Annotated in this window: 27 protein-coding genes; 6 read left to right on the forward strand and 21 right to left on the reverse strand. The window is 65.2% G+C overall.

The window, feature by feature from the left end; translation table 11 throughout:
- Positions 1-1,919: TonB-dependent receptor plug domain-containing protein (locus V7066_RS10760; protein ID WP_334183037.1), on the reverse strand; the 1,919-nt coding region annotated here is incomplete at its 3' end.
- A 104-nt stretch (positions 1,920-2,023) separates the two neighbouring features.
- On the opposite strand from V7066_RS10760, the gene V7066_RS10765 reads away from it, so the two are divergent.
- Positions 2,024-2,602 carry a homogentisate 1,2-dioxygenase gene (locus V7066_RS10765; protein ID WP_334183038.1) on the forward strand — a complete coding sequence of 193 codons (579 nt, stop codon included), beginning with the start codon at positions 2,024-2,026 and terminating at the stop codon, positions 2,600-2,602.
- A 7-nt stretch (positions 2,603-2,609) separates the two neighbouring features.
- On the forward strand, positions 2,610-3,563 hold the full coding sequence (locus V7066_RS10770) for a cytochrome-c peroxidase (RefSeq protein WP_334183039.1): 954 nt from the start codon (positions 2,610-2,612) through the stop codon (positions 3,561-3,563).
- Between the two features lie 311 nt (positions 3,564-3,874).
- Here the strand turns inward: V7066_RS10770 and V7066_RS10775 are convergent, their stop codons facing one another.
- The 5 genes from V7066_RS10775 to V7066_RS10795 all read right to left on the reverse strand — a co-directional run bounded on the left by V7066_RS10775 (position 3,875) and on the right by V7066_RS10795 (position 6,692).
- On the reverse strand, positions 3,875-4,417 hold the full coding sequence (locus V7066_RS10775; protein ID WP_334183040.1) for a redoxin domain-containing protein: 543 nt from the start codon (positions 4,415-4,417) through the stop codon (positions 3,875-3,877).
- Between the two features lie 70 nt (positions 4,418-4,487).
- Positions 4,488-5,027 (reverse strand): carboxymuconolactone decarboxylase family protein, encoded by a 540-nt coding sequence (locus V7066_RS10780; RefSeq protein WP_334183041.1) that lies wholly within the window; start codon positions 5,025-5,027, stop codon positions 4,488-4,490.
- Between the two features lie 31 nt (positions 5,028-5,058).
- Complete coding sequence (locus V7066_RS10785; RefSeq protein WP_334183042.1) at positions 5,059-5,346, reverse strand: hypothetical protein; 288 nt, start codon at positions 5,344-5,346, stop codon at positions 5,059-5,061.
- A 1-nt stretch (position 5,347) separates the two neighbouring features.
- Complete coding sequence (locus tag V7066_RS10790; RefSeq protein WP_334183043.1) at positions 5,348-6,226, reverse strand: dihydrodipicolinate synthase family protein; 879 nt, start codon at positions 6,224-6,226, stop codon at positions 5,348-5,350.
- Positions 6,216-6,692 (reverse strand): cupin domain-containing protein, encoded by a 477-nt coding sequence (locus V7066_RS10795; RefSeq protein WP_334183044.1) that lies wholly within the window; start codon positions 6,690-6,692, stop codon positions 6,216-6,218. Before V7066_RS10795 ends, V7066_RS10790 begins: the two co-directional genes overlap by 11 nt.
- 98 nt (positions 6,693-6,790) lie before the next feature.
- Between V7066_RS10795 and V7066_RS10800 the strand changes: the two genes are divergently transcribed.
- Entirely contained in the window at positions 6,791-7,687 is an 897-nt protein-coding gene (locus V7066_RS10800) for a LysR family transcriptional regulator (protein ID WP_334183045.1), read from the forward strand.
- A 94-nt stretch (positions 7,688-7,781) separates the two neighbouring features.
- Here V7066_RS10800 and V7066_RS10805 read toward each other — a convergent pair whose 3' ends face one another.
- Both V7066_RS10805 and V7066_RS10810 read right to left on the reverse strand, forming a co-directional pair.
- Complete coding sequence (locus V7066_RS10805; RefSeq protein ID WP_334183046.1) at positions 7,782-8,597, reverse strand: alpha/beta fold hydrolase; 816 nt, start codon at positions 8,595-8,597, stop codon at positions 7,782-7,784.
- Between the two features lie 20 nt (positions 8,598-8,617).
- Positions 8,618-9,775 (reverse strand): MFS transporter, encoded by a 1,158-nt coding sequence (locus V7066_RS10810; protein WP_334183047.1) that lies wholly within the window; start codon positions 9,773-9,775, stop codon positions 8,618-8,620.
- Between the two features lie 101 nt (positions 9,776-9,876).
- Here V7066_RS10810 and V7066_RS10815 point away from each other — a divergent pair, with 101 nt between their 5' ends.
- Positions 9,877-10,374, forward strand: coding sequence for a MarR family winged helix-turn-helix transcriptional regulator (locus V7066_RS10815; protein ID WP_334183048.1), 498 nt, complete (start codon positions 9,877-9,879; stop codon positions 10,372-10,374).
- 116 nt (positions 10,375-10,490) lie between these two features.
- Here the strand turns inward: V7066_RS10815 and V7066_RS10820 are convergent, their stop codons facing one another.
- Complete coding sequence (locus V7066_RS10820) at positions 10,491-11,432, reverse strand: LysR family transcriptional regulator (RefSeq protein WP_334183049.1); 942 nt, start codon at positions 11,430-11,432, stop codon at positions 10,491-10,493.
- A 113-nt stretch (positions 11,433-11,545) separates the two neighbouring features.
- On the opposite strand from V7066_RS10820, the gene V7066_RS10825 reads away from it, so the two are divergent.
- Positions 11,546-12,742 (forward strand): MFS transporter, encoded by a 1,197-nt coding sequence (locus V7066_RS10825; RefSeq protein ID WP_334183050.1) that lies wholly within the window; start codon positions 11,546-11,548, stop codon positions 12,740-12,742.
- Positions 12,743-12,986: 244 nt separating this feature from the next.
- Complete coding sequence (locus tag V7066_RS10830; RefSeq protein WP_442947321.1) at positions 12,987-15,551, forward strand: TonB-dependent receptor; 2,565 nt, start codon at positions 12,987-12,989, stop codon at positions 15,549-15,551.
- Between the two features lie 177 nt (positions 15,552-15,728).
- Here the strand turns inward: V7066_RS10830 and V7066_RS10835 are convergent, their stop codons facing one another.
- From V7066_RS10835 to V7066_RS10890, 12 genes are read right to left on the reverse strand one after another with little or no spacing between them, the layout of a single operon-like run.
- Positions 15,729-16,373, reverse strand: a complete 645-nt coding sequence (locus V7066_RS10835) for a hypothetical protein (protein WP_334183052.1) — start codon at positions 16,371-16,373, stop codon at positions 15,729-15,731.
- On the reverse strand, positions 16,370-16,843 hold the full coding sequence (locus V7066_RS10840; RefSeq protein WP_334183053.1) for a hypothetical protein: 474 nt from the start codon (positions 16,841-16,843) through the stop codon (positions 16,370-16,372). The genes V7066_RS10835 and V7066_RS10840 overlap by 4 nt, the downstream gene beginning before the upstream one ends.
- Positions 16,840-18,153 carry a FliI/YscN family ATPase gene (locus V7066_RS10845; RefSeq protein ID WP_334183054.1) on the reverse strand — a complete coding sequence of 438 codons (1,314 nt, stop codon included), beginning with the start codon at positions 18,151-18,153 and terminating at the stop codon, positions 16,840-16,842. The genes V7066_RS10840 and V7066_RS10845 overlap by 4 nt, the downstream gene beginning before the upstream one ends.
- A complete protein-coding gene (locus V7066_RS10850) occupies positions 18,143-18,748 on the reverse strand; it encodes a FliH/SctL family protein (protein ID WP_334183055.1) in 606 nt (201 codons plus the stop codon). Before V7066_RS10850 ends, V7066_RS10845 begins: the two co-directional genes overlap by 11 nt.
- Positions 18,745-19,236: a hypothetical protein gene (locus V7066_RS10855; protein WP_334183056.1), complete on the reverse strand. Its 492-nt coding sequence runs from the start codon at positions 19,234-19,236 to the stop codon at positions 18,745-18,747. The genes V7066_RS10850 and V7066_RS10855 overlap by 4 nt, the downstream gene beginning before the upstream one ends.
- Positions 19,233-20,030, reverse strand: a complete 798-nt coding sequence (sctJ, locus tag V7066_RS10860) for a type III secretion system inner membrane ring lipoprotein SctJ (RefSeq protein ID WP_334183057.1) — start codon at positions 20,028-20,030, stop codon at positions 19,233-19,235. Before sctJ ends, V7066_RS10855 begins: the two co-directional genes overlap by 4 nt.
- A gap of 11 nt (positions 20,031-20,041) precedes the next feature.
- Entirely contained in the window at positions 20,042-20,422 is a 381-nt protein-coding gene (locus V7066_RS10865; RefSeq protein WP_334183058.1) for a hypothetical protein, read from the reverse strand.
- Positions 20,423-20,424: 2 nt separating this feature from the next.
- The gene (locus tag V7066_RS10870) at positions 20,425-20,739 is read right to left on the reverse strand and encodes a hypothetical protein (protein WP_334183059.1); all 315 of its coding nucleotides are present in this window, start codon (positions 20,737-20,739) and stop codon (positions 20,425-20,427) included.
- 40 nt (positions 20,740-20,779) lie between these two features.
- The gene (locus V7066_RS10875; RefSeq protein WP_334183060.1) at positions 20,780-21,967 is read right to left on the reverse strand and encodes a hypothetical protein; all 1,188 of its coding nucleotides are present in this window, start codon (positions 21,965-21,967) and stop codon (positions 20,780-20,782) included.
- Positions 21,968-23,833 carry a type III secretion system outer membrane ring subunit SctC gene (gene sctC, locus V7066_RS10880; RefSeq protein WP_334183061.1) on the reverse strand — a complete coding sequence of 622 codons (1,866 nt, stop codon included), beginning with the start codon at positions 23,831-23,833 and terminating at the stop codon, positions 21,968-21,970.
- Positions 23,830-25,803 (reverse strand): flagellar biosynthesis protein FlhA, encoded by a 1,974-nt coding sequence (locus tag V7066_RS10885; RefSeq protein ID WP_334183062.1) that lies wholly within the window; start codon positions 25,801-25,803, stop codon positions 23,830-23,832. Before V7066_RS10885 ends, sctC begins: the two co-directional genes overlap by 4 nt.
- On the reverse strand, positions 25,800-26,501 hold the full coding sequence (locus tag V7066_RS10890) for a lytic transglycosylase domain-containing protein (RefSeq protein WP_334183063.1): 702 nt from the start codon (positions 26,499-26,501) through the stop codon (positions 25,800-25,802). Before V7066_RS10890 ends, V7066_RS10885 begins: the two co-directional genes overlap by 4 nt.
- Between the last annotated feature and the right edge of the window lie 150 nt (positions 26,502-26,651).

Here is a 26,651-nt window from a genome sequence, read left to right on the forward strand (position 1 = left end):
TAGCTGCCGGTACGGTAATAGCGCGTGCCCGCCGTGTTCACCGTCCAGCGGTCTGAGGCGATGTCGGCATTGGGCAGCACATGCAGCCCTTCGAGCGGCGACCAGTCGGCCCAGAAGAAGGCCTTGTGCGTCGGGACCCCGGTCGGCTGGAACGCGGTGTTGGTCGGATCGTCGAGATCGCGGTGGGTGTAGGTGTAGTTTCCGCCAAGGCTCAGCGTGCGGGCAAGCCGTGCGGTCAGCGCGATTTCGCCACCGTAGTAGTTGCCGCTGCCGAGGTTGCGGCTCTGGGTGACCGGTTGCTGCACGTGGGTCACCGGATCCTCGTAGATCGTCGGGAAAGCCACGATCACGTTGTCGAGGTGCGAATAGAACGCGGCTGCCTCGGCATGGAGCGGGCCGAAGTCGCGCGCGCCGCCGATCTCGTAATTGGTCGCCCGTTCGGCCTTGAGGTTCGGGTTCGAGGTGGCGCCGCCGAAGCGGGAGCTGAAGCGCTCGAAAATGGTCGGGAACCGCGCGCGCGAGGAAACGCTGGCGTGCAGGCTGGTCTGCGCATCGGCAGCCCAGACCAACTGCGCCTGTCCGTTCAACGCCTGCCCGTTATGCAGCGGGTAATCGATCAGGGCGTTGCCGGCATAGTCCTCCGCCCGCGAGAGGTTGCGCCAGTCGAAGCTGACGCCGGCGGTGAAGGCCAATGCCGAAGTAAGGTCGAGCTTGTTCTCGGCGGCGAGGCTATAGGTTTCCTCGATGCTGGTCTGCTTTGGTTCGGTGTCGCCCGAGGGGAATGCCTGCTGCCATTCGACATGCTTGTCGCGCCGATAGTGGGCTGCGATGCTCAGCCGGTCGATATCGCTGACATCGACGCTCAGTTGCGCCGAGCCGCCCCACGCCTTGTCGGCATAATAGCTGTTGAAGGCCCGACCCTTGCTCTGCGTTGTCTGGCTGGCATCGTCGAAGGCGCGCAGCAGGTTGTCGAAGCTGTTGCGGTAGACGCGGGTCTTCAGCGTCGCCCGGTCCCCCAGCGCGGTGGTGGAGAGGAAGTAGATGCTGTCGATGTTCCAGTAAGGCCACGACCAGTTGCGCTGGGTAGCAGGCCCATCGGTAATGTGCAGCGGCGCGTTCTTCGAGCCTTCCTGCCGGGTATAGCTGATCGAATATTCGTCGGTCGCGTTCGGCGTGAAGCCCAGCTTGGCGTTCACGCGCCAGTCGGCGGTGCGCGAGAAGTCACGATGGCCGCCGTCCTCAGCCGATCCGGGAATCGGCTCATAGCCGCCGGCAAGGTCCCAGTGATCGGTGAAATTGCGGGTATAGCTCGCCTGCGCGTACCACATGTCCTGCTTGGTGCCGAGCAGGGCGAAGACGTTGTAGCCGGTGTACTCGCCTTTGCGCCCGAGATTCAGGGTGCCGCGCGCCTCGGCCTCGATCGGCTCCGTAGGCTTGCGGGTGACGAGGTTGATCGCGCCGCCCATCGCCCCCGGCCCGTCGAGCACCGAAGCATAGCTCTTGGCCACCTGCACCTGGGCGATGTCGGAAGTCAGGAAGCGACCATAGTCGAGCCGCCCGTCGGCCGGCAGGTAGACGCGGATGCCGTCGATCGAGAGCGGTACCTGATAGCGATCGAAACCGCGCACGTTGATCAGTCGCTCGTTGCGCGAACCGCCGCTGTTCGACGAGGAGACGCCCGGCATCAGGTTCACCGCATCGTCCAGGCTGTTGCGTTGGAACAGCGCGATCGCCTCGGCATCGAGCGTGGAGGACGTAATCGAAGGGCCGCCCGCTGCCGGTGCGGTGACGATGATCTGGCCAAGCGTGAAGGCATCGCCGCGCTGCGCGTCCTGATCGGCGGGCGCCTCGGACTGCGCAAAGGCGGGAGTGGCAAGAATGCAGGAAAGAGTAACCGCATACACGGATGCGAAACGCATAAAATTGAGCCCCTGAAGTTTGTGCTGTTGTCGCTGCGACGAATCGCTATATCCGCCCGTATACAGTTATGACTGTAAATGACCTTGTATGAAAGCGATGCGAAATGAAGGGCTTCATCGTAAGCGGCGCCAAAGTCCACGTTTCGAAAGGCGGTTTGGGCATAGTCGCATTGCTGGCGCTGGCGCCTTTCGGAGGCGTCCGGGCGCAGGATATGCAAGACATGGGGAAGGGCGCTGCCTGCTCCACTGCGCCTGCCGCTCTGCCGCGCGAACTGTCCGGTTGGGACCAGCGCGGATCATTGGCCGCTGGCCGCGATCCGGGGACGGCCGCGAAGTTGGAGACGGGCGCGGCCATCGACGCCGTGCTCCATCCCACGCCCGAGGTCCGTTATGCCCTGCGGCCGGAAAAGCCGGGCGGATCGGTAAGTTTCGGCGGCCTCTATGCTTTCAACATCCCTGAGGCGGGCCATTACCGCGTGGCGCTCGGATCGGCGGCGTGGATCGATGTGATCAAGGCCGGCGACACAACAAAGGGCCTGACCTCGATCGCCCATGGGCATGGTCCGGACTGCTCAGGCATTCGCAAGATGGTCGATTTCGCGCTCGAACCGGGGGACTATCTCCTGCAGATCTCGGCCAACGCCGACGCGAAGTTACCGCTGCTCGTCACTCGCCTGCCCTGAGGCTGTGATGCGTCATGCCCTTACGGGGCTGCTGCTGATCGTCACCGCGTTTTCCGGAGTGATGGCAGTCTCCCGCGCGGCGACGCAGCCTTCCGAGCGCGCGAAAGCAGCCCGGATCGAGTTGGGACGGCGGCTGTTCTACGATGCCGATCTCTCGATCAACGGCACCATGTCCTGCGCGACCTGCCATGAGCAGCACCACGGCTTCGCCGACGGCAATCGCACCCATGCCGGCGCGCTCGACGATCCGGGGCGGCGAAATGTGCCCACGCTTGCCAATGTCGGGGACTTCCCGCGCCTGACCTGGGCCGATCCCCGCCTCACCAGTCTTGAAGCGCAAGTGGCAGTGCCGATGTTCGGCGACCACCCGGTGGAAATGGCGATGAAGGGGCACGAGGCCGAAATCGCCCGGCGTCTCAACCGCGATCCCTGCTACCGCACACAGTTCGCAGAGGCCTTTCCCGAGAGCGATGGCACGATCGACTATCCTGGCGTCGCCACCGCCCTTGCCGCCTTCGAACGCGCGCTCGTCTCGCGCGGTAGCGACTGGGACAAGTCCCATCTGGAGGGGCAGGCCCTGGAAGGTGCGCTGATCTTCCAGCGCAACTGCGCAGGCTGTCACAGCGGGGTGAACTTCACCGATTCACGCTATCACCGCATTGGAGCCGTGCCGCCGCCGGATGCCGCCGATCCCGGCCTTGCCGAAGTCACCGGCCGGACACGAGACCGTGGCCGATTTCGCACGCCCAGCCTGCGCAATATCACCGTCAGCGCGCCGTACCTGCACGATGGCTTTGCCCCGACACTGGATGCCGCGATCGCAGCCCACAATCGCATCACCCCGCTCCCGGCCCAGGCGCGCGGCGCGGTAGCCGCGTTCCTCGCGAGCCTGACTGATCATGCATTCCTGACCAACCCGGCATTCCAGCTACCGCAGACCGCCTGCGGCAAGGCGCTGTAGATTTGCGCCACGCCTCATAGTCGAAGCAGGTGAGTCCGGGACAACCGTGCGACGGAAGCGCAGCCGATAGCGGAACGCGAACCGTTGTTAGGTCGGAATCTGCAAGCTGCCGGTCTCTTTCCCACCAGTATTGCCGGTCCCGAAGATAAACGACATAATAGATTTAAAGCCCAGCCTGCTAGAAAGACGACATTGTCTCTCATGCTCGTGAATCGCGGAAACGCCCTACATTCCGGCGATCGGGTCCAGTAAAATCAGACCCTTATGAGACATTCAGCCGCCAGATCTCTCTCCCACGAACAGACCGTCAGCTATTCTGGCGCCGCCTTTATCGCGCAGCCCTCGTCAGGGTCGCAGCCCGCCTGCTGCGTAGAGGGCCCTTCCAGCCGCTCGGTCAGGAGTGTGCCCAGAACATGGCCAAAGGTCAGATCGTCGACATGACCGAAATGCTGGAAGCGGCGGCGGCCCAGGGCGTCGATGATCACCAAAGTCGGCGTGCCCTGCATCTGATAGGCTGTCATCGTCGCGGGTAGGCGACCGTCCTGCCGGTCGATGCCGATGGGGAAGCCGAGGCGATATTCATGGGCAAAGGCGGCCAGCGCTGCGCGCGTCCCCTGCGCCTCATGATGTTCGAACACCGTGTGCAGGCCGATGACTGCCAGCCGGTCCTTCGCAAACATCTGCGCCACGCGCTGCACCTGCGGCAGGCCATGCGCCACGCAGCCGGGGCAAAGCATCTGAAAAGCTTCGATCACCAGCACCCGGCCCCGGAAATCGGCAAGGTCGAGCGGCTTGTCGCTGTTCAGCCAGTCGCTGGTGTCCAGCGGCGGCGCGTCATGGGGTGTCATCATCATGGCAGGAAACTCCTCATGCGGCCGGACCCCGGTGAGAGGGATGGGGGAAACAGGGGTCCGGCCCGCGCGATCAACGCTTCAGGGCGACAGCAGGGAAGTCGACCGGCACGTCGAGCGCGACATTGATGTAATTGGTGAACAGGTTCAGCGCGACATGAGCGATGATCTCCACCACGCCCCCATCATCGAAGCCCGCAGCCTTCAGCGCCACGATATCCTCCGCGCTCACAGCCGCGCGATCCCGCACGACTTTCAGCACAAAGGTCAGCGCGGCCTGCGTGCGCGGATCGGCGGACCGACCTACCTGCGCCGCCGCCATGTCCTCTGCCGATGCGCCTGCCTTGCGGCCCAGCGCCGTATGCGCGGCGAGGCAATAGTGGCAGTCATTGGCGTTGGCGACTGCAACGGCAATCTCCTCCCCCAGACGCGCGCCCAGCGTGCCGCGGCCCAGAGCGCCGAAACTGCCCCACATGCTGGCCAGCGCGGCGGGTGAGTTGGCCACCGCCCTGAACATGTTCGGCACGACGCCGAATGCGCCATTTATCTGGTCCAGCACCGGCCTGACGGCGGCGGCGGACGAAGCGGGATCGACAAGATCGACATGGGCCATATGCGTTCTCCTTCTTGTGGTGATGGATTGTTCAGGCGTCGGGCACCCCGGCACGCCAATGGCGCAGGGCGGATTGCCCCTTGCGGCTGAGCCGCCAGCGCCGGTCGATGCTCCCCGCGACGATGCAGGAGGCGCTGCAGGGATCCTGACAGCAGCCGTCCCCGACCTCGCCCTGAAGCAGCTTGCGCGCCCACAGCTCTCCGGCAATGCCAGCGACATCGGCGACGGGCAGGCCCAGCCTCGCGGCGATTTCCGTGCAGGTCAGTGGCGCGCCGTCGAGCAGGGCGACGATATCCGCCGCCCCCTCCCGCCCGATCATGTCAGCCGATCAGGCGGCGAAGCTGTTCGAGCGGTTCGCCCGAGAGCGGCAGCAGGGGTTTGCGCGGATCGCCCGCTTCCAGCCCTTTCAGCCGCAGCCCCGCCTTGACAGTGGTCGGCAGGCCACCCTGCACGATGAAGCGGAGCAGCGGCAACATGGCGTAGAAGAGCGTGCGCGCCTCCTCCAGATCGCCCGCCGCCATCAGGTCGACCAGTCGTCCCGGCTCCCCGCCCAGCAGATTGGGCGCGGCGGTGCACCAGCCCGAAGCTCCAGCGGCCAGCGCCTCCAGCGCCAGATGGTTCGCGCCATTGTAGAAGGGGATGGTGCCCTCGGACAGTTCGCGAATGGCATGCATGCGGTTGATGTCGCCGCTGCTCTCCTTGACCAGCCGGACGGTCGCGAACTCGCGGACCAGACGGACCAGCAGCGCCGGATTCATGTCCACACCGCTGGTTGCGGGATTGTTGTACACCATGATCGGCAGGGCTGTGGCCGACGCGATGGCGGCGAAATGCTCGACGATCTCGGCATCGGTCAGCTTCCAGTAGGACACCGGGATGACCATCAGCATGTCGGCCCCGGCCACCTCCGCAAAGCGCGCCTTGGCGACGGCCGCCGCTGTCGTCAGTTCGCCGATGCCAACGATAAGGGGCACCGCGCCCGCGACCGCCTCCACACCGATTTCGACGCCGCGTTGCCACTCCTCGTCGCGCAGATAGGCGCTCTCGCCCGCGCTGCCGAGAATGGCGATGGCGGCAGGCTCCGACGCCAGCAACGCAGCGATCACCGCGCGAAAGGCGGCCTCGTCCAGGTCCGACCCGTCCGGCAGAAAGGGCGTGACGGGATAGGCGATGATGCCCTTCAATGCCTCAGCCTGCATCGACCGTCTCCTTTGCGCCCGCTTCTTCCCGAATGGCCAGTCGGCCCATGTTTTGGAGCATCGGTGCATTCTCGCAAGCCAGATAGCGTGCAGGTGCCGCCGGATCGGCGTTCACATGATGATGCCAGGCCCAGACAGGGATGTAGACGGCGTCACCGGCCGACCATTCGACCCGGCGATCCTCGATCATCGAGTAGCCGCGTCCTTCCAGCACGAACAGGATGGTTTCATAGGTATGCCGGTGCCGGTTGGACCGCCCGCCGGGGTTCAGCCCACCGATGGTCATGCTGATCGCATGGCTGGGCAGATCGACGAAAGCGACGGGATGCTTGCGTTCGATGGAATAGGCGCTTTGTGCACCGTCCGCTTCGACCGCGCGATGGGCTAGGCGTTCCGGCAGCGTGACCGAGAGATTGGGCGGCGTCTTGTCGAAGTCCGCGGAGTGAAAGCGGGATTGTGCGCTCATGACTGGCTCCTTTTGAAGGGGTGAGCGCCTTTTCCGCCGATAGCCGCGATAACGCCAATATCTTGATCTGCTTTCAACTATAAGACAAACCTATCGCCATGGATCTAAGAGCCTTCCAATATGTCGTCGCCGTGGCCGAGCGGCTGAACTTCACCAGCGCAGCGCGCGACCTCAACGTGTCCCAACCCGCGCTGTCGCAGAAGATCCGGCAACTGGAGGAGGAACTGGGCCTCCAGATATTCGCGCGGACATCCCATCAGGTCGCGCTGACGCGGGGCGGCGAACTGGTGGTGGATCATGCCCGCCGCACTCTGGAGGCCGCCGCGCGCCTGAAGCAGGAGGTCGGCGCCTTTCGTGGTCTCCAGCGCGGCAAGCTGCGCATCGCGGCGATCCAGAGTTTCGGGACGCTGCACATGCCAGAACTGCTCGCCACCTTTCTGGCGCGCCATCCGGCCATCGATGTCACCGCGCTGGAATGGGCCAATGCGGACATTGCTGCAGGCGTGGAGAGCGGTGTGCTCGACCTCGGCATCGCTTTTGGTCCGTTCGAGGGCGCGGTTCGGGCGGAGGCGATTTATGAGGACCGGCTGATGCTGGCCTGCTCTCCCGATCATCCGCTGGCCGGCAGACCTCAGGTGCCGGTGGCGACGCTGGGAGATGAGAGCATCGCGATGCTGACAGGCGAGTTCGATACCCGCCGCGCCCTCGACCTGTTTTTCCGCGAGAATGGGATAGCGCCGCGCCGCGTCGAGTTCGACACGTTCGCGGCGATCCTGAACCTGGTCGGCATCAATGCCTGCGTGACCATCCTGCCCGGCCGGTCTCACGACATTGGAGCACAAGCGCGAGGGGTGGTGTTCCGCCCGCTGGTCCCGCAACCGTCGCCCCGAACCATCCACCTGATCATGCCGCCTATTCAGGTGCAGTCGCCTGCGGCGAAGGCCTTCGCGCAAATCGTGCGCAACCTGTTCGCCGTCACGTCCCCCAAGCCCTGAAATGGTATAGGATCGGGGAGATCGTACGATAGGCTAATGATGAGGCAGAGGGCATCATTGCTAGTGCGGACATTCGATAGCCGGACTTCACACTTTAAACTGAACGGGCCCTCGCACCGCCAAGAAATTGCAGCATGATGCGGGAGAATTCGTCGGCGCTGTCCACGTTCGAAATGTGCGCGGCACCTGCGATCACCTGACAGATGCCGTTGGGAGCACGCTCGGCCATGGCGAGGCTTAGGCCAGGTGGAGACATGCGATCCCCTTCGCCCGCAATGAACAGGGCTGGCATGGCAAGTTCTCCTATGCCGTTCGCACGGTCGAAATTCGTTATGCCGCGCGCGACATGGGCCAGGGACGAGCCATCGGCACTGGCGGCAATGCCGTGCCAGACCTGCCAGGTGCGTAGGCCCTCCGCCGTCTCCTGGAATGCCGGAGAGACCAGCGTGGGCCAATTCTGTTCCAGTCGCAGGACCGGGCCGTGGGGCTGTTCGAACGTCCTCGCCCAGCCTTCGGCCATGGCCTTGAACTGCGGCGTTGCGGTCCGGTCAAAACTGTTGGCCACGATCAGCCGGCCAACGCGCCGGGGATGGCGCAGCGCCAGTTCAAGTGCGACCATTCCCCCCAGCGACAGGCCGACGAGATCGAATTCGTCCAAGCCCAGATGCGCGATCAGGGCTTGGGTATCGTCGGCCAGATCCTGCACGCCAAACGGTGCCTTAAGTGCGCCGGAGGCGCCGTGTCCCGCATGGTCCGGAACGATTGCCCGATAGCCTGCGGCTTTCAGCTCGGGAACCTGAGGTGCCCAGGCCCGTCCTGAATTGCTGATGCCATGGAGCAGCAGCACCGGCCGTCCTTCCCCGATATCGACATAGTAATTGGTGCGACCCTGCACGGAGTAGAAAGCCATGTGTGTTTCCTTTCGAGGGTTCAGGAGAGGCGTGCTCCGGGCCGCAGTCGGAAGGCCATGAGCGCGAGAATGAGGCACAGGGCGGCCATCAGCCACCACGCAAGCGTGAGATCGGAAAGATGCTGGCGCAGAATTCCCGCGATCAGGGGAAGGATCGCGGCCAGCACGTAGCCGCCGCCCTGCACGAAACCGGCGATCCGTCCGGCTTCCGCGGCATCTCGGCCGTGGTCCATGGCGACAATCAACCCGAGGGGGAACAGCGCGCCGATACCAAGGCCACAAAGCAATACCGCGCATCCTGCCAGCGGTAACGGCGCGAGGGAAAGGCACAGAAGTCCGGCCACCAGGGCGCCGATGGCCAGCAGGATGATCGGCCGCCTGTCCGCACAGCGCCCGACCGCCATGGCAACGCCGATACCGGCGGCAACTTCGGCAAGCGTCAGAGCGGACAACAGCATGCCGGCGTCCTGTGCGGACAGGCCCAATCCCGTGTAATATGGCGGCAACCAAGCGAGGACGAGCGTATAGGCTCCGGTACCCAAGCCAAAGAAGGCCAGCAGCAGCCAGCTCCTGGGATGACTGGATACCGCGCCTCCGGGTTCCGCGGGCGCGGCTGTATTCATGGTGCCCGTCGCCCGCCACCATGCGGCCGCGCCGACGAGTGCGGGCAGCGCCCAAATACCCGTTGCCAGCGCCCACCCTTGCGCGAGCGCGATGCGCGGAGCGGTAAAGCTGGCCACGGCCGCGCCGCCCATGATCGCGGTGGAGTAGAAGCCCATCAAAATCGCTGTTTGCGGACCGGCGCGGTGCCGGATGATCGTCGGCAGCATCGCCTGCACCACGGCAATGCCTATGCCACCGATCACGGCGCTCGCCAGAAGGACGGGAATTACTGGCCACAGCCCGCGCATCAGCCCGGCAAGGACGAGCGCCGCGAGTCCGGCCGCCACCCCGCCCCGCTGCCCCAGCAGCGCCTGGACCCGCCCGGTGCCTAGCAGGCACAGGCCCATGAGCAGGACCGGCACGCTGGTCAGTAGACTGGCCTGCATATCGTCCATCCCCGTGTCGTGTTGGATCTGGTCCAGCAGCGGCCCGATCGAGGCAAGCGAGGGACGCAGGTTGATGCCGACGAGCAGGATTAAGACCGCAAACAGCAGCCGACTGGGAGGTCTGATCATGGTGCTACTCCGATAGGGCGGCCGTACTTGCAGCACGGCTTCCCTCTGATATAACTCTACGTAGAGGCAAATGTCTTGACGTCAAGATACATGGAGCGACGATGGACAGGGCAGAGTTGGCAGCAGGCCAATGGGCGCAGGAACGACCAGACCTCGATACCAAGCCGATGATCCTGCTGGGGCGATTGGCCGAGGCGGCGCTGAGGACGGCGCGGGACCATCTAAACCCGCTTTTTGCCGAGCATGGATTGCAGCCCGGAGAATTCGATGTCCTGGCCACCTTGCGGCGCAGCGGTGCCCCCCATGCGCTGACGCCCACCGATCTCTACGAGGCGGCGATGATCTCCTCCGGCAGCATGACCAACCGGATTGATCGGCTCGAGAAGACCGGCCTCGTAGAACGTCGTCCCAACCCGGCTGACAAACGCGGAACCCTGGTGGCGTTGACGGCTGATGGGCTGAACCTGATCGACGCGCTCATCGCCCTCCACGTCGCCAACCAGCACAAGATTGTCAGCGGCCTGGATCTGCGCGAGCAGGAGAGACTCAGCGAATTGCTTGCGAAACTGCTGGCGACAACGAAAACCAGCGCGGGGTAATCTGCGGGCGTGCCGACCTTCCCGGACTCTCAGCAGCCGATTTCAGCTTGCCAGGTGCGGACCGTCCGGTTCCGACAACTCCTGATCTTTTGGCTTTCTCATCGCACGACGCTTGGTCAGGAAGGTTCTCCCCGATCGCCCCATGGCGAACTTGAAGGTGTGGTCACCTCTTTGACATTCGGGGTGAGATTGGCGGCCATGAAATCGATGAATGCCCTGAGCTTTGGCGTTACCTTTCGGCTTGCCGGCCACAGGATGCTGAACTGCTCGGTCTCGCGCATGTAAGTGTCGAGCAGAGAGACGAGACGGCCGTCCTGGATTTCCCTGCGGATCGCGAAAGGCGGCAGGCAGGCTATGCCATGGCCGCTGACTGCCAGATCAATCAACGGATCGATGACGCTGGCGCTCATGGTTTCGGGGATGACGATCCGCTGCCCCACGTCTGACGTGATGGGCCAGGGACGCAGCTTACCGGTGGTTGGCGAGCGCCCCCTCAGGCATCGATGCACGACGAGGTCCGCCGGACAGGACGGCGTGCCGTATTCCGCGAGATAGCCGGGTGCGGCCACGATCATGAGGCGAAAGCGGCCGGCGTTTCGGCTCATCAGCCGGCTGTCCGAGGGTTGCCCCGTGCGCAGAACGACATCGAAGCCTTCCTCGACAACATCCACCAGGCGGTCATTGAAATCGAGATCGAGCTGGATCTGGGGGTAGGCGGTCATGAAGTCGGCCAGCACGGGGGTCAGCAGCATGGCGACCAGCGGCAGGCTTACCTTCAGCTTTCCTCGGGGCGCGACGTGTGTCTGTGCCAGTTCCTCTTCGGCGGCCTCAATCTCCGCGAATATCCGCTGGCAGCGCTCCAGGAACAGGCGTCCCTCCTGCGTCAATGCCATCTTCCGCGTGTTGCGATGGAACAACTGCACCTGCAGGCGCGCCTCAAGCCGGGCAACCGCCTTGCCGACGGCGGACGCGCCTAATCCTAGCTTGCGGGCCGCCGCAACGAAGCTTCCGGTTTCAGCGGTTTGCACGAAAGCGCCGAGCGCGCCGAGTTGATCCATGGCGAACCTGATAGCGGAAATTTATTCCGTAGTCATCGGAACAAAGGCTCATTTTTCCGCACGTAGGAGGTGAGTAGGGCGGCATTCTACCCCAGCTACCGGAAAGCCAAATCATGTTCAGATCGAGCGAAGCTGATCCATCGCCGTTGCTCAGCCAAGTCGAACCCGAGCATCCGCCCCGGGATCGCTTGCCGCTTGCTGCGCTCCTGACCCTTGCGATGGCGGGTTTCATCACGATCCTCACCGAAGCTCTGCCTGCCGGTCTACTTCCGCAGATCGGTCGCAGTTTCGGTGTTGACGAGGCGCTTGCCGGACAATGGATCAGCGTCTTCGCACTGGGCTCGCTGGTGGCAGCGATACCGCTGACCGCTGTGACGCGGAATTGGCGCAGGCGGCCGCTGTTGCTCATGGCGATCATCGGCTTTGCGGTGGCCAATATCATAACGGCCATCACCGACCATTTCGTTCTGGCGCTGGTTGCACGCTTCGTCGCCGGAGTATCGGCCGGATTGCTGTGGGCGCTCGTCGCCGGGTACGCCATTCGGCTTGCCCCGCCGCATCTTGCCGGAAAGGCGATGGCGGTCGCCATGGCCGGGACGCCGATGGCTCTGTCGCTTGGCATTCCCGCGGGAACGCTACTTGGGAACGTTCTCGGCTGGCGCATGGCATTCGGCGGATTGAGCCTGTTTGCGGTCGTGCTGGCGGTCTGGATGCTGCTGCGGTTGCCGGACTTCTCCGGAGAAAAGGCGACGCAGCGGCCATCGCTTGTGCAAGTGCTGGTTCTTCCCGGCGTTCGTCCCGTGTTGCTGACGACCATCGGATTCGTGCTCGCCCACAACATTCTCTACACCTACATCGCGCCGATCCTGCAAAAGGCTTCGATGCTTGGCCAGACGGACAAGGTGCTGCTGACTTTCGGGTTGGCCGGACTTGCCGGTATCATCGCCGCCGGAGCGCTTATCGATCGCTATCTTTATCTGTTGAGCGGCATCGTCATCGCGCTGTTCGCAGCATCGGTCATCATCCTGGGCACGAGCACTTCGCCTTATGCCATCTATGCTGCGGCTGCCCTGTGGGGACTAGGCTTCGGCGGTGCGCCGACGCTTCTGCAAACAGCCTGCGCAAAAGCCGCCGGTGCCGCAGCCGACGCCGCGCAGGCGATGTTCGTGACGGGATGGAACCTCGCCATGGCGGGAGGGGCGGTTATCGGCGGTTATCTGCTACATCAACGCGGTTCGGACTCTCTGCCATGGGCGGCTTTGGTGCTGCTCGCGCTTTCGGCAGCGGCCCTGCGCAAACCGCCGAATTGAAATCCTGTCCAAATTCTGGGCGGATGACGGCGTCACTTCATCGTCTGCGCGGCGCCCTAGATCTTTCGCCAGAAAACCCTAAGTCTGAAATCGGGAAATATACCAGATTGGCTTCAGATGTACTTACCGGGTTTTTCGTGAAATCGAATTGTAATCAAAGTTAAGTCAAATCGCCACAACGCTTGACTAATGACCGTCCGGCTCGGTGAAAAGCACCGTTTGCAAGGTTTGGGGCGGCAATCACATGACTGGAATTCGATCGGCAGCTAGCGCTGCGCGCTGGGTTATGCTCGCTGGCACTGCGTTTACTCTGTGTTCGGCGACACAAGCGATGGCCGAGGCCATTCCAGACGAAGCCGCTCCTGTCGACGGCAACAATTCGATCATCGTCACTGGAGCCAAAACAACCCGCTCCGCCACGGCGATTTCCGAAGTCGAGATCCAGAAGATCCTTCCGGGTGTCTCACCCCTGAAGGCTATCCAGACCCTGCCCGGTGTTCTCTACATTACGGCCGACCCCTGGGGAAACAACGAGCAGAACGCGCAGATGTTCGTGCACGGATTTGCCGGCAACCAGCTCGGCTACACCATGGACGGCATTCCCTTGGGCGATCAGAGCTACGGGAACTACAATGGTTTGTCGCCGCAGCGAGCGGTCATTTCCGAGAATGTCGGCCGGGTGGTCGTGGCCACCGGCGCAGGCGACCTGGCGACGCCCTCGAACAGCAACCTCGGCGGTACGGTCGAGACCTTCTCCTCCGATCCCCAAGCCGAATTCGGCGTTCGGGGCGCGCAGACGGTGGGCAGCTACGGCACCTCGCGCACCTATCTGCGGGTCGACAGCGGCGACATCGGCGGCGGGAATTCGGGCTATATATCGGGCGTCCGCCAGCGGGCGCGGGCCTGGGACTTCGACGGTATCCAGAAGGGCTGGCAGGCCAATGCAAAGTTCGTGCACGATAGCGATGCCGGCAAGCTGACGCTCTATTTCGACTATAATGACATGACGCAGCCGAACGAGGATGCGACGGTCTTCTTCAAGCCTTCGGCAGGCGGGACAGCCACGCCGGTCCAACTCTACACGCCTTACACGAAGCCCTTCTTCTATCCCGATTTCGACGGTTATCGGACGGAGTATCTGACGGCGCTCGGAAACTCCCCGACCGCCGAAGGCGGTAACTATCGTAACTACTACTCCGACGCGCAGCGAACCGACTATCTTGGCTATGCGCGCTACGATGCTCGCCTGTCCGACAAGATCACCTGGTCGACAACGGGCTACTATCACCACAACGACGGTGCCGGCGTGGTGGCCGGCCCACTCGGCCAGTCGATCACCACGGCGCAGGCCTATCTCGATCCGAATTATGCCAGCCTGCCTGCCAATTGCCGCTTCGGCGCCAATGGCAACGGCATTCGCCCGGCCGCTTGCACCGCGCTGACCACCGCCCAGGCGGCCGCATCCGGCGCCGCGCTGGTGGCAGCAACCGGCGGCTCCGGCATGATTACCCGCACGACCGAATATCGCATCGACCGCGTCGGCGTGATTTCCGCGGCGAGCGTCGAACTCGGCAGCCACAAGATCGAGTTCGGCGGCTGGTTCGAGCACAACAGCACAACCCAGTGGCGGCGCTGGTATGCCGTGCCGGTTTCCGATCCCTCGCTCAGCACGCCCTACGTCCGCCCCCGCGATGTCATGGACCCGCTCTTCACCCAGTATCAGGGCGAGGCACGGATCAAGCAGTTGCAGCTTCACCTCCAGGACACCTGGCAGGTGACCGACGCACTGCTCGTCCAAGGCGGCGTCAAGACCAGCGCACAGTGGGCCAACGGCCGGTTCCCGGTGCAGCCGCGCCTCGGCTCGCTGGGCGGCACCACGGCTCTGCCGGAAGGCAAGATCAATACGAAGAACTGGTTCCTGCCGGCCTTCGGTGCGACCTATGATTTCAATGGGCACGAGCAAGTCTACTTCAACGTCCAGAAGAACCTGCGCCAGTATCAGGCCTATCTTGCTGGCGGCGGAGGCCCCTGGTTCACCGGCAGCCAGGCCGCGTTCGATGCATTTGCCGACGAAGGCAAACCTGAGACAAGCTGGACTTACGAGGCCGGTCTGCGCACGAACCGCAGCTTCGCCAACGGCTGGGCACTCCAGGCGCAGATCAACTATTATCACGTCGATTTCAGCAACCGTCTGCTCGCCATCCCGACCAACCCGGGCGGCATCGCCGGCAGCGGCATCACCGGCGGCACCTCTACCCTGGTGAATGTCGGCGACGTGAAGACCGACGGCGTCGACGCGGCCGTCACGCTGCGGATGGGGAACATCTTCTCGCTCTACAACGCGATCTCCTATAACCTCTCGAAGTACCAGAACGACTACACCTCCACCGCGCTGGGCATCGGTGCCGCCACCGATACCTGCATCGGTGGCTACCTCGTCACGGGTGGCATCGTGCCGACTTGCGGCAAGCAGCTGCCCGGCACGCCGAAGTGGATGAACAAGACGGTGGCGACGCTGAATGTCGGTCCGTTCGAGCTGCAGGCGATCGGGGACTTTGTCGGCCGCCGCTTCGCCACGTTCACCAACGACGCCAGCGTTTCCTCCTACTTCCTGACCTCGCTGCGCGTCGCCGGGCGGGTTCCGGACGGTGTCCTGCCGCTCCAGAAGGTGGAGCTTGCTCTCAACGTGACCAACCTCACTGACAAGAAGGGCGTCTCGACGCTTTCGATCGGATCCGCCACGAACAGCTACTCGGCCTATCCGATCGCGCCACGCCAGTGGTTCCTGACCCTGTCGGCCGCATATTGATCGGCTTTGTAACAAAGAGTGCCGGCGGCGCAGTCCAGATCTGCGCCGCCGTAGTCACAGCTGACGGGTGAGGCGACCGTGCCGTCTACGCCGCGAACGTGCTTGGCGACCTGGCTGCCCGCGATTGCTCCGATAAGCTTGCCGATCATGTAAGTCTTCTCTGGAACCTCTGTTCCATCAAGGGATCTGGTCGGCGATGGTTCCTGCAGACGTTTCCCATGAGATGGCGCCGATGGTAAGCCCGCGCGCCTCCAGACGTCGCCGCAGGTTGTCTTCCGCTTCGGAATGTCCTGTGCCCGTATCGGATGAACTCTCGTAGGAAATGGACAGGCCTTCGCCTTTGTCGCCTTCGATGACGACGTGGGAAACGGCATAGAGCCGCTCATCCAGATGTATCTGGCTCTGGGCCGTTCCTGCCTGCGGAAGCGCCGCTCGTGCCGCGAACTGTGCGGCAAGCTCCTGTCCTCCGCCTGTGGCTGGCGGCAGATCAGCTGGAGAAGCCATGCCCTGCTGGCCGGACTTCTCGGCAGTGGCGGAGGAGAGGGGCATGTCCGGGCTCTCCGGCCTGTTCTGCTTTGTCGGCCTATCCTGCACGGGAAGCTGCTGCGGCGGCGCTACGACCGGTGCCGACGTGTCCGTGGTCAGGTCGGACGTGCCGGTTGCCGTCTTCGCCTTGCCCTTTTCGCCTTTCTGCCGGGCAAGCGCCGAGGCGAAGCGCTCGGTCTGGTCGGCGTCGGTCTGCGGCTTGACCGGGGCGGCGTCGCGCGACGGGGTGGCTGCCGGTTGCGGGGCCGGGGAAGGGCGGGCAGCGGAGAGCATCACGGCATCCCCCTGCCTGCGCCGGTTCCGGCAGGAGCGGCGTCCGCCTGCGCGCTGTCGTTCTTGCGCGCAACCCGCCGCATTTCGCTGCGACGCGCGGCGCCGAGTTGGTCTTCCAGCACATCCAGCCGCACCTGGGCGCGGTGATGGTCGGTGCGTGCCTCCGCCAGATCGTGGGAGGATTGCCGCACGGCTTCCTGCGCCTGCTGCTCGATATGGGTCAGCGCCTCGATTTCACACCGCTGAGTGACGAGGTATTCATGCAGCAGCACGTCGGCGGGCGAGGACGCGCGCAGGCGCGTCGCCGCCTGATGGCGCTGCTCGGCAACGTCCAGTTCCTGTCGCTGCCGGGCCAGTTGCGCTTCGCATCGCTCGTGGTCGCGGCGCCTTGCGATGAACGCCTGCTCGCGCCGGTCACGTTCGCGGCTGCGGACGCGGACGAGCACGCCGAGCTGGTCGATGGCCTGGCTCATGTTTCCAATCCTCTCAACAGGGTTAGCGTCTTTTCGAACGGGGTCCGGTCGTGGCTGGACTGGCGCAGCAGGGCTTCGATGCCGGGCCGTGCCTCCAGCGCCTTGTCGGCCAGCGTATCCTGCCCCGGCTTGTAGTCGCCCAGCTGGAGCAGCAGTTCGATATCGTCCAGCTTGGCGAGGCAGGCCCGCAGCGATTGCGCCGCGCGCTGCTGGGCCGGCGGGGCAAGCTGGCCGAACAGACGGCTCTGGCTGGCGAGAATGTCGATGGCGGGATAGTGCCCTCGCGCCGCCAGCTTGCGGGAAAGATAGATGTGCCCGTCAAGGAGCGAGCGCACTTCCTCTCCCACCGGATCGTCTTCCTCGTCCTCCAGCAGCACGGTGTAGATGCCGGTGATGGCGCCGTGGCTGTCGGAACCTGCTCGCTCGAACAGGCGCGGCAGTTCGGCGAAGACCGAAGGCGGAAAGCCGCGCCGCACCGGAGGTTCCCCCGCCGCAAGGCCGATCTCGCGCAGGGCGCGGGAGAAGCGGGTGACCGAATCCATCAGCAGCAGAACATGCTTGCCCTCGGCCCGGAAACCTTCGGCGACCGCCGTGGCGGCATGGGCCGCACGGGCGCGTTCGAGGGCGGGACGGTCGGACGTGGCAACGATCACCACCGAGCGGGCCAGCCCTTCCGGCCCCAGCGTATCCTCCACGAATTCGCGCACTTCGCGCCCGCGCTCGCCGATCAGGGCGATGACGGTGACGTCGGCTCGCGACTGCCGGGCGAGCATGCCCAGCAGCGTGCTCTTGCCGCCGCCCGCAGCGGCAAACACGCCTATGCGCTGCCCCTGACCGATGGACAGCAGCCCGTCGATGGCGCGCACCCCGGTTTCCAGCGCCGTTTCGATGCGGGCGCGCTCCATGGGGTTGGGGGCGGGGGCATGGAGGGGCTGGCGGGCATCGGCGACGATCGCAGGGCCGCCGTCGAGCGGATCGAACCGGGCATCGAGGACGCGGCCGAGCAGCGCATGGGCGACCGGCACCTGATCCTCGCCGACGCGCAGTATCACTTCGGTTTCGCTCGACAGGCCGCGCAAGTCGCCCATCGGGGCCAGCAGCACGTCGCCGTCGGCAAGGCCCACGACTTCGGCAAGCAGCGTCGGCTCGCCCGCCCCGTCCAGCAGGGCGCAGGTCTGGCCGATCCGCGCGGTTATGCCACCCACCCGGATGGCGGTACCGATCGCGCCCTTGACGAGGCCGCGCTGCTCGAACGGCGGCGCTTCGGCAAGCTGGCCAAGGAGGTTGCGGACCTGACTGTCAATCGACATGGGCGGCGCTCCAGCGGTCCTCGATGGCGGCGATCTGGCGGTCGATATCGGCGATGACCCGCCCGGCGGAGGTGACGACGCGGCACTGATGGGCCAGCAGTTCGGGGCTGGGGCGCAGTATCACGCCGGTGGTCCGCTCGTCCCCGGCAAGGGCGCTGGCGACGGCCTGCGCGAGATCGGGAGCGACATGGACCTGCACTTCCTCCGCCGGAAGCACCGAGGCGACCGCGCGGCGGGCGGCCCCGACGAGCATCGCCTCATCGCCGATCTCGTCCACCATGCGTCGCAGCGCGGCGAGTGCGAGATCGGCTATCTGCTGTTCCTGGGCAAGGCGATCCTCGCGCGCTTGCAGGGCGATGTCGGCGATCGCGGCGGCGAAATCGGCCCGCCCTTGCGCCTCGCCGTGGAGCTGTCCGTCCTCGCGCGCCTTACGCTCTGCCTCTTCGCAGAGGGTGGAGGCATCGGCGTGCAGAGTGCGGATCCGCGCCAGCAACTGCGATGCCTCTTGCAGGCCCTGCGCATCGCCCGCCTTCACGATCGGCCGGTCGGTGCCGATCATGGCGTGGTCGTCATGATGGATGAGATGAAACGTCATAGGCGCAGAAGACCTTCGGCTTCGGCGACATGGCGGGCGGCGTCCGGTGCCGCGGCCACGCTTTCACCAAGGCACCGGGCCAGCGTGGCGGGCAGGCCGCAGCGCGCCAGTTGTTCGCCTTCGCCGGACAGGTGCTGTGCGGGAACCAGGCGGTGCATGCCGGTGCCGTCCAGCGACAGCGCACGCTCGAACAGGTCCGCGCCGAAGGGCTCGGCATAAGCGCGCAGTTCGCTGCCCGAGATGATCTCTCCCAGTGCATCGCGCGCGGAAAGCAGGGCGGTCAGCGCGAACACGTCCTGCTGCGTTTTCTCGTCAAGTCCGGGCCACGAGGGCCAGAACGCGATCTCGCCCAGACTGGGAGAAGGGGCACCGCGCATGGCAAACCTTGCCCCGCGTGAGGGCGTGAGGCCGTGGCGGCGGGCGAAGGCGATCTTGCGTGCCGCCCTGGCCCGCGCCCTCGCGCCCGAGCCTCTTGCCGGGCGGCTCACGGCCTCGTCTCTGCCAGTTCGCGCCCGGCGATCTGGCCCGACGTTCCACCCGAGGCCCGGCGAGGTGTCCGCCTGCGCATGAACAGCGCGAAGACGAGGCCGCCGATACCCGCAAGACCAAGGCCCGCCGCGACGATCGGCGATCCGATCTTCACCATCGAGCCCGTGCTTTCATCCGGCGCCGCCTGGCTGGGCACCATGACGACCGATACACGTTCGTAAGCGAGGCCCTCGATGGAATTGGTCACCAGCGATTTGATCGCACCGGTCTGGTCGCGCAAGTCGTAGCCTGGCTGGTACTTCACGAATACGGCGGCGGAGGATGGCTTGACCTTCTCCGACAGCGGATCCGGTTCCGGTATCGCCAGATGCACGCGCGCCTGGACTACGCCGTCGATCTCGCTGACCGTATGGCTCAGTTCCTGCGACAGGCCGTAGACCAGACGCGCGCGTTCCTCGGTGGGGGAGGAAACGAAACCCTTCTTCTCGAATATCTGGCCGAGCGACGCGAAATCGCCGCGCGGCAGGCCCTTGGCCTTGAGCACTTCCACGGCGCGCGGGAAGTCCTCGGGGTCGACCGAAATGCTCCATTCGCCTTCGGCGGCTGCGTTTTTCGTAGCGCGGATGTCGGCCTGTTGCAGGACTGCGACGGCCTCGTTGGCCTCGCTTTCCTGCAACTTGCCGTAGACTTCCTGGGACTCGCACGCCGACAGGGCGAGCGTCAGCGACAGCATCAGCGGCAGTGTGTGCGGTCCGGCCGCCGGGACGCTCATCCATGTACGACGTGCGGGCATCTTCGTGGTCCTCAACCCTGCTGCCGGAACAGCTGCTGGACACCTTCCGCGCTGCGGTTGGCGATGTTGGAGGTGAGCTGGCAGTGGAACATGAATTCCTGGCATCGCATGGTGAGCTGCACCACTTCGCCGGGGGTCATCTCACTGCCGGACATCTCGGCGGTGCGGGCGTATTCGGTGACGCTTCTCGCCTCGCCGTTGACCTTGTCGAGCATGCCCAGCATGTCGCGGAGGGCGGGTGGTACTTCGCCCGCACCGCCGACCGCGTTGGTCAGCGCGGCATCGAAGCGCCCGGCAAGGTCGGGGGCAGGCTCCGGCGCGGTTGCCGGGCCAAGCTCGGTGACGCGCGGGGGCGGGGCGGCGCTGGCCGCCGCGATGCTTTCCACCGCCACGGTCAGCCCTTGCGCGCCATCGTCTCAAGCGCCTTGCCGACGCTGTCGAGCGAGCTGTGCGAACTGTTCGAGATGAAGCTGAAACGCAGCGACTGCGCGGTCAGTTCGGTGATCTGCGAGGGGTTGTCGCCGCCGCCGTTGGAGATCACGTCCGACTGCTGCTCGATCTTGGCGGCCTCGTTGTCGAGCGCCTTGCCCCATGCCGAGGCGAAGGCCTCGAACCAGTTGTCGGGGGCATCGCCCTGACGCATCCGGTCGCCGGTAAGCGGCGTTGCGGCAAGCATCGAGGTGTCGGCATTGACGGTCAGATTGGTCATGACTTCAAGTCCTTTCCTTCGGGGGTAATGGGGGGAACAATCAGAGTTTCAGGTCTTCCATGCGGCCGTCCTTCTCGAAGCGGACGGTATCGCTGCCGACAGAGACGAGGGTGTGCCCGGTGGGCAGTACCGCGCCGGGGAACCAGCGCGCGCCATCGGCAGTGACGATGTAGCCGGGGTCCGGCACCAGCGTGGCCATGCCGGTCGCGCCCGCGCCGAAGAACGCCTGCAGCGGGTTGCCGCCGCGCGCGTCGTCGACGCGGTAGGAGACGCGCTCCAGTCCGGGCAGGTCGCGCTTGAGCATGTCGGTCAGTTCGGCCTGCTTGTTGGCGGGCATGAAGGCGGCGGCGACGGTCAGGGCGCGCGGTGCGCCGATGGTGGGCTCCACGGTTGCATCCACGCCCTGAGCCTGAAGGATTTCGCTTGCGGAAGAGGCCAGGCCCGCGCTGGTGTCCACATCGAGCGTCACCGGAACGGAGGCATCGGCAGCCAGTGCGCGCAGTCGCTCGATATCCGCATTGTCGCCGACGACGCCGCTGACGACCAGCCCGCCCGCGCCGCTTTTGGCTACCGTCAGGCCATGAATGCCTGCGCCTGCCAGCTGATCCTCGAAGCTCGCGGGTTCGTGCCGACTGGCGGCGAAATCGGCGTGAAGCAGCGCCGCTGCTGCAACGACGAGCATTCCTGATACCGCCGCCAGCGCAAGGCGGGGGCCGCGCACTTCCACTTCCATGTCGCGCCAGCGTTCCCGTCCCATGCGGGCGATGCGATCGGCCAGGCTGGGGGCGGGAAGGGGCGCCACAGGCGCGGTAGCGCGCGATGTGGCGACACGCTCCGCCTCGTCCCATCGCGCGCTCTCGCGGGTGCCGTGGGCCAGCACGAACTCTCCGAGGCGGAACGGCAGATAGGCGGGAATCTGCGCCTCCTCGCCGGTTTCCAGGCATCGGCCGAGCAGTTCCACGCGCCCTTCGACGACGCGCAGCATGGCGGTGTCACCGTCGCGCCGAAGTTCCACCACCGTCCCGCGCGTGCCTGCGCCGCGTAGCACCACGTCGTTGGCAAGCGCGTGGCCGATGCACAGCCGTTCGCCGCCGCGCAGGGGGTAATCCTTCCCGGCGAGCCGGCCGCCGACGACGCGGACGACATGGGCGTCGATCACCGCAAGCGGCTGCCCCGCATCTTCGGCAATGTCGATACGGGTGAAGTTGTCCCTGGCGAGCGTGGCCATTTACTGCACTCCTCCGAAATTGGGCGTGGGCAGGTCTTTGGACGATAGCGGTGCGGCGTTGGGCACCGAGCCCTGATGGGAGACGCCGAACGACGTTCCGCCTGCCGAAGCGGACGCGGGGGTCACCGCGTCGAGGTCGATCAGGCGCGGGGTGATGAGGAACAGGCGCTCGATCCGGCGACGCTGCTTGGTCTGGGATTTGAACAGGTTGCCCAGGACCGGAATGTCCTTGAGCAGCGGGATGCCGCTCTCGGCGTCATAGTCGGAATTCACCGTCATCCCGCCCAGCAGCAGGCCCTCGCCCTCGTTGATGAGGGCCTGCGTGTTGACGCTGGCGCGCTCGACCACGGGAATGCGATCCACCCGGCTGTCCAGAACGGAGCCATCCTCCACGCCGATGACCATGCGGATGCGCGGACGCCCGTTCTCCGACAGAACATGGGGGTTCACGCGCAGCACGGTTCCGGCGGTGACGTTGAACAGGTCCACCTGCCGGTCCCCCGCAACGCGAACGTAGAATGTGCGGGATCGGTCGAACACGGCCTCCACGTTGGACAGCGTGACCAGCTGCGGGCGCGAGACGACGCGGGCCGCACCCTTTTCGGCAAGGGCGGAAAGCCGGCCGATGAACTCGCGGTTTGAGCCGATGACGCCGCCCAGCGAGAGGCCGGAACTGGCCGCGCCAGTGTTGGCGATGTCAGTCAGCGGATTGCCGGTGCGCGTCACGATGTCGCCGCCGAACAGCGAGTTGAAACCCTCGGAGCGGAAGCGCCAGTTGATGCCCAGTTCCTGGAGGCGCTCGACGTTGAGGTCGATGATCGTGGCTTCCAGCTCGACGATCTGCGGGCGCACGTCCAGCGCCTGCACCAGCCCTTCGTAGGCGGGCATGTTCTCGGGCCGGTCGCGCACGATAACGGCGTTGAGCGCCGGGTCGATGGCGATGCGCGGGCCGCGCTGGGGCAGGTTCTGCGCGCCGTTCCCGGCCTGGCCGCGTATGTCTTCCGCCGGAGGGCGGGGCGGGATGCCAAGGTATTCGTCGTCATCGTAGGGGGTGGAGCGGCTGGCGTCGGGCGCTACGGAGTCGAGGCCCCGGCCAAGCAGGCGCGGTTGCGACTGGCGGATAGCGATGTCGCTGTAGCCCGCGGTTATGCCCCCGGTAACGGCGCCGTCGCCCATCACGCGCGAGAGCGTCGCCCCGACGCCCGGCACGCGGATCTGGCGGCCTCCGGCGTTGAGCGTGGTGTCGTCGGCACGGGCATAGCGCAAGTAGAACACGCGCAGTTCGTAAGGCTCGATGGTGTTGATGCCGGTCTCGACCAGCCGTGGATAGGCGGTGCCCGGCGGCGCGATCTGGCGCGTGCCCATCGTCGGCTGAAGACGCGTGATCGAGCCGGCAAGCTGCTCCACCTGATCGAGATAGCGAGGCACTCCGGTTGCCATGACAAGATCCGGGGCGGCGCGACGCAGGCGGTTGTTGCCGTCGAGCAGCCCGGCACCCTGCACTTTGGCGGCCAGTTCGTCGGAGCGACCGGAGGGCACGGAGAACGAGCGGCTCTGCACTTGCGCGGCGCTGTAGACCGTCGTCGTCGCCCCATCGCTGTAGGCGACGAGGTTGAAGGCCTGGGCCAGCTGCTTCCAGATCTGCTCCGGCTTTCCGTCGAAGCGGCCGTTGACCTTGCCGGTCACTTGCGGATCGACGGTGGCGTTCTGGCCTGCCGCCGCGAAGAAATCGCGCAGGAACTCGCCGATTTCACGGTCCCGCGCGGTCAGCGTCACCGTGCGCTCGGTGAAGGGGGGCTCCGCCGCGAATAGAGTGACCGGATGGGAAAGCAGGGCAATCATGGCAAGGGTGCTGCGCAGTTTCACTCGGCGGGCTCCATGCGGTTGTCCGGGCCCCGGTTCTCTTCCAGGGCGAGGGGGGTGCGGTCGAGCTGGCCGACGACATCGAGGGGCAGCGTCGGCGAGAGTTCGTTGAAGGCAAGGACGGGCACGTCGAACAGTTCGCCGCCGATCAGGCGTCGCAGCGGGCGGCGCAGGTCGTAGGCGACGACGACGGCGCGGGCGCCGCTGTCGCGGACTTCGTCGGCGATCATCGAGATGAGGATGCGGCCGTGTTCCGGCTCCATCGCAAGGCGCGCCACGCCGTCCACCTGACGCACGTTGTCGTTGAGGAAACGTTCAAGCTCGAGGCCGACGATGAGCACCTTCAGTCGACCATCGGTGCAATGCGGCGGCGTGAGGTAGCGCTTGAGAGAAACGCGGGTACGATCCGCAAGTGGAAGCGCTGCGCGTTCGGACTGACCGGCCTCTGCAAGAGCCTCCATTACATCGCGCATGTTGCGCATGGGTACTTCCTCTTCGGCGAGGAGGCGCATGACTTCGGCAATCTTTGGCGCCGATACGGCGCGGACCACTTCCTTTACGACGTCCGGGTAGGTGGTTCCCAGCTGGTTGAGCATCGCGGTGACTTCCTGAAGGCCCAGGAACCGGCCGATGTTCCTCCGCAGGATCGCTTCGATTTCGGCGCAGAGGAGGTCTTCGAACCCGTCTTCGGCAAGGGTGCCGGCACCGGCGGGCGCATCGTAGAGATAGAGCGCCCAGGCCGGTGAACCCGAGGAAACCTGCACGATTTCGGCCGCCGGCAGGGTGACTCCGATGCGGTACTGAAGAGCGCCGAGGATGCGCACAAGCCCACTGCGAAGATACTGCATCTGCGCCGGAGCAAGGTTGGGGCAGGCTATTTCGAGCACCAGGGGGCGTACCGGGCACAGCGCTTCCGGTTCGGCCGTCATCGTGTCCGGAGCGGTAGTCTCGACCGGGCGCCAACGCGCCAGCTTCGCGTCGATCCATGCGTGCGACACCGGCTGCTGCCATGCCCCTCCCGCCGCGAGGCCGAGCGCGAGGCCGAGGAACACCAGCGTCGGGAAGCCGGGGATCAGGCCGAGCAGCACGCACAGGGCCGCGCCGGTGAACAGCACACGCGGCTTGCCGGCGATCTGCGCGGCAATGGCGGGGCCGAGGTTCGCCTCCTGCTCCTCGTCGGTGGTGCGGGTGACGAGCAGGCCCGCCGCCATTGCGCTCAGCAGCGCGGGCAGCTGGGCGACCAGTCCGTCACCGATGGTCAGGATCGAATACGTAGTCGCGGCCTCTCCCGCGGACATGTTGTGGTACATGACGCCGACCGCGAGCCCGCCGATCAGGTTCACCAGCACGATGATGATCGAGGCGATGGCATCGCCCTTCACGAACTTCATCGCGCCGTCGAGGCTGCCGTGCAGCTTGCTTTCCATCTCCAGCGTGCGGCGGCGGGCGCGGGCCTCGTCCTTGCCGATCAGGCCGGAGCGCAAGTCGCTGTCGATCGACAGCTGTTTGCCGGGCATCGCATCGAGGCTGAAGCGCGCGGCGACTTCGGCGACGCGCTCGGCGCCCTTGGAGATCACCACAAACTGCACCACGGTGATGATGAGGAACACCACCAGCCCGACGACGAGGTTGCCCGCCGCCACCATCTGGCCGAACTGTTCGACGATGTGCCCGGCCTCGGCATGGGCCAGGATCATGCGCGTCGTGGCGATGGAGAGGGACAGGCGGAACAGCGTGCTGAGGAGCAGCACCGTCGGGAAAGTCGAGAAATCGAGCGGCTTGGCGACGTAGAGTATGCTTAGCAACAGCAGGACGCCCAGCGTCATGTTCGCCGCGATCAGGATGTCGAGCATCAGCGGCGGGAGCGGAAGGATCAGCAGCGCGACGACTGCGACGACCACGCCGACCAGCATCATGTCCGCCGGGCGCAGCTTCCCGAGCGGCAGGCGGGACAGGAGCGCGCGGGCGGTCATTGCCCGATCCCGATCTCTGGCCCGCCCGCAAGGCGCAAGTTGCCGTAGCGGCCCATCACGCTGGTGACGTAGGCCTGCGTTTCGGCGAAGGGCGGGATGCGGTTGCCATAGCGTTCGACTGCGCCTTCGCCCGCGTTGTAGGCGCTCAGGATAAGCGCGAAGTCGGTGCCGAAGCGCTTCTGCAATTTCTTGAGATAGCGCGCGCCGGTGTCTAGGTTTGTGGCGGGATCGAACAGGCTGGCGGGCGCAACGCCCAGCATTGCGCCGGTCGTGGGCATAATCTGCATGAGGCCGAGCGCGCCCTTGTGCGAACGCGCACGGGGCTGCGACGAACTTTCCTGCGCGACCATGGCATGAAGGAACAGCGGATCGATGCGATAGCGCGCCGCGACCTGCCGGATCTCTCCGTCATAAGGACGTATCTCGATCGGACGTCGCGTGATCTTGCGATCTTCGATGTCGATCGGTGCGTTCTTCGCCGATGCGCGCGATTTCTTCTTTGTGCCGCCAGTGTCCTCTTCGGCTTTCACGCCGATGATCCGCACGACCGAAGGCTGCGCTTCCACGCGGGGAACCGCGGCCTGAACGAGCCGGTCCGAACAATTGCCGAGCGCCTGGAAGCGCTGCGCCGATTGCGCGCTTGAAACACGGACGGTATTGTCGACCGGACAATCCTCGAAAAAGGTTTCGTCCTTCAAATCATTTGCCAGCGAATCATTCGCAACGAAAATGGAAGCGGACAGAATAGCCGCCGAAAAAAGCGAATTTCGGTACTTTATGGAAGACATGACAAGATATCCCCTCACTCGCCGAACTAGTCAGCTGGTGAAGTCGGTTCGCCCAACCTA

The sequence above is a fragment of the Novosphingobium sp. genome, assembly GCF_036820275.1.
Lineage (GTDB): Bacteria > Pseudomonadota > Alphaproteobacteria > Sphingomonadales > Sphingomonadaceae > Novosphingobium.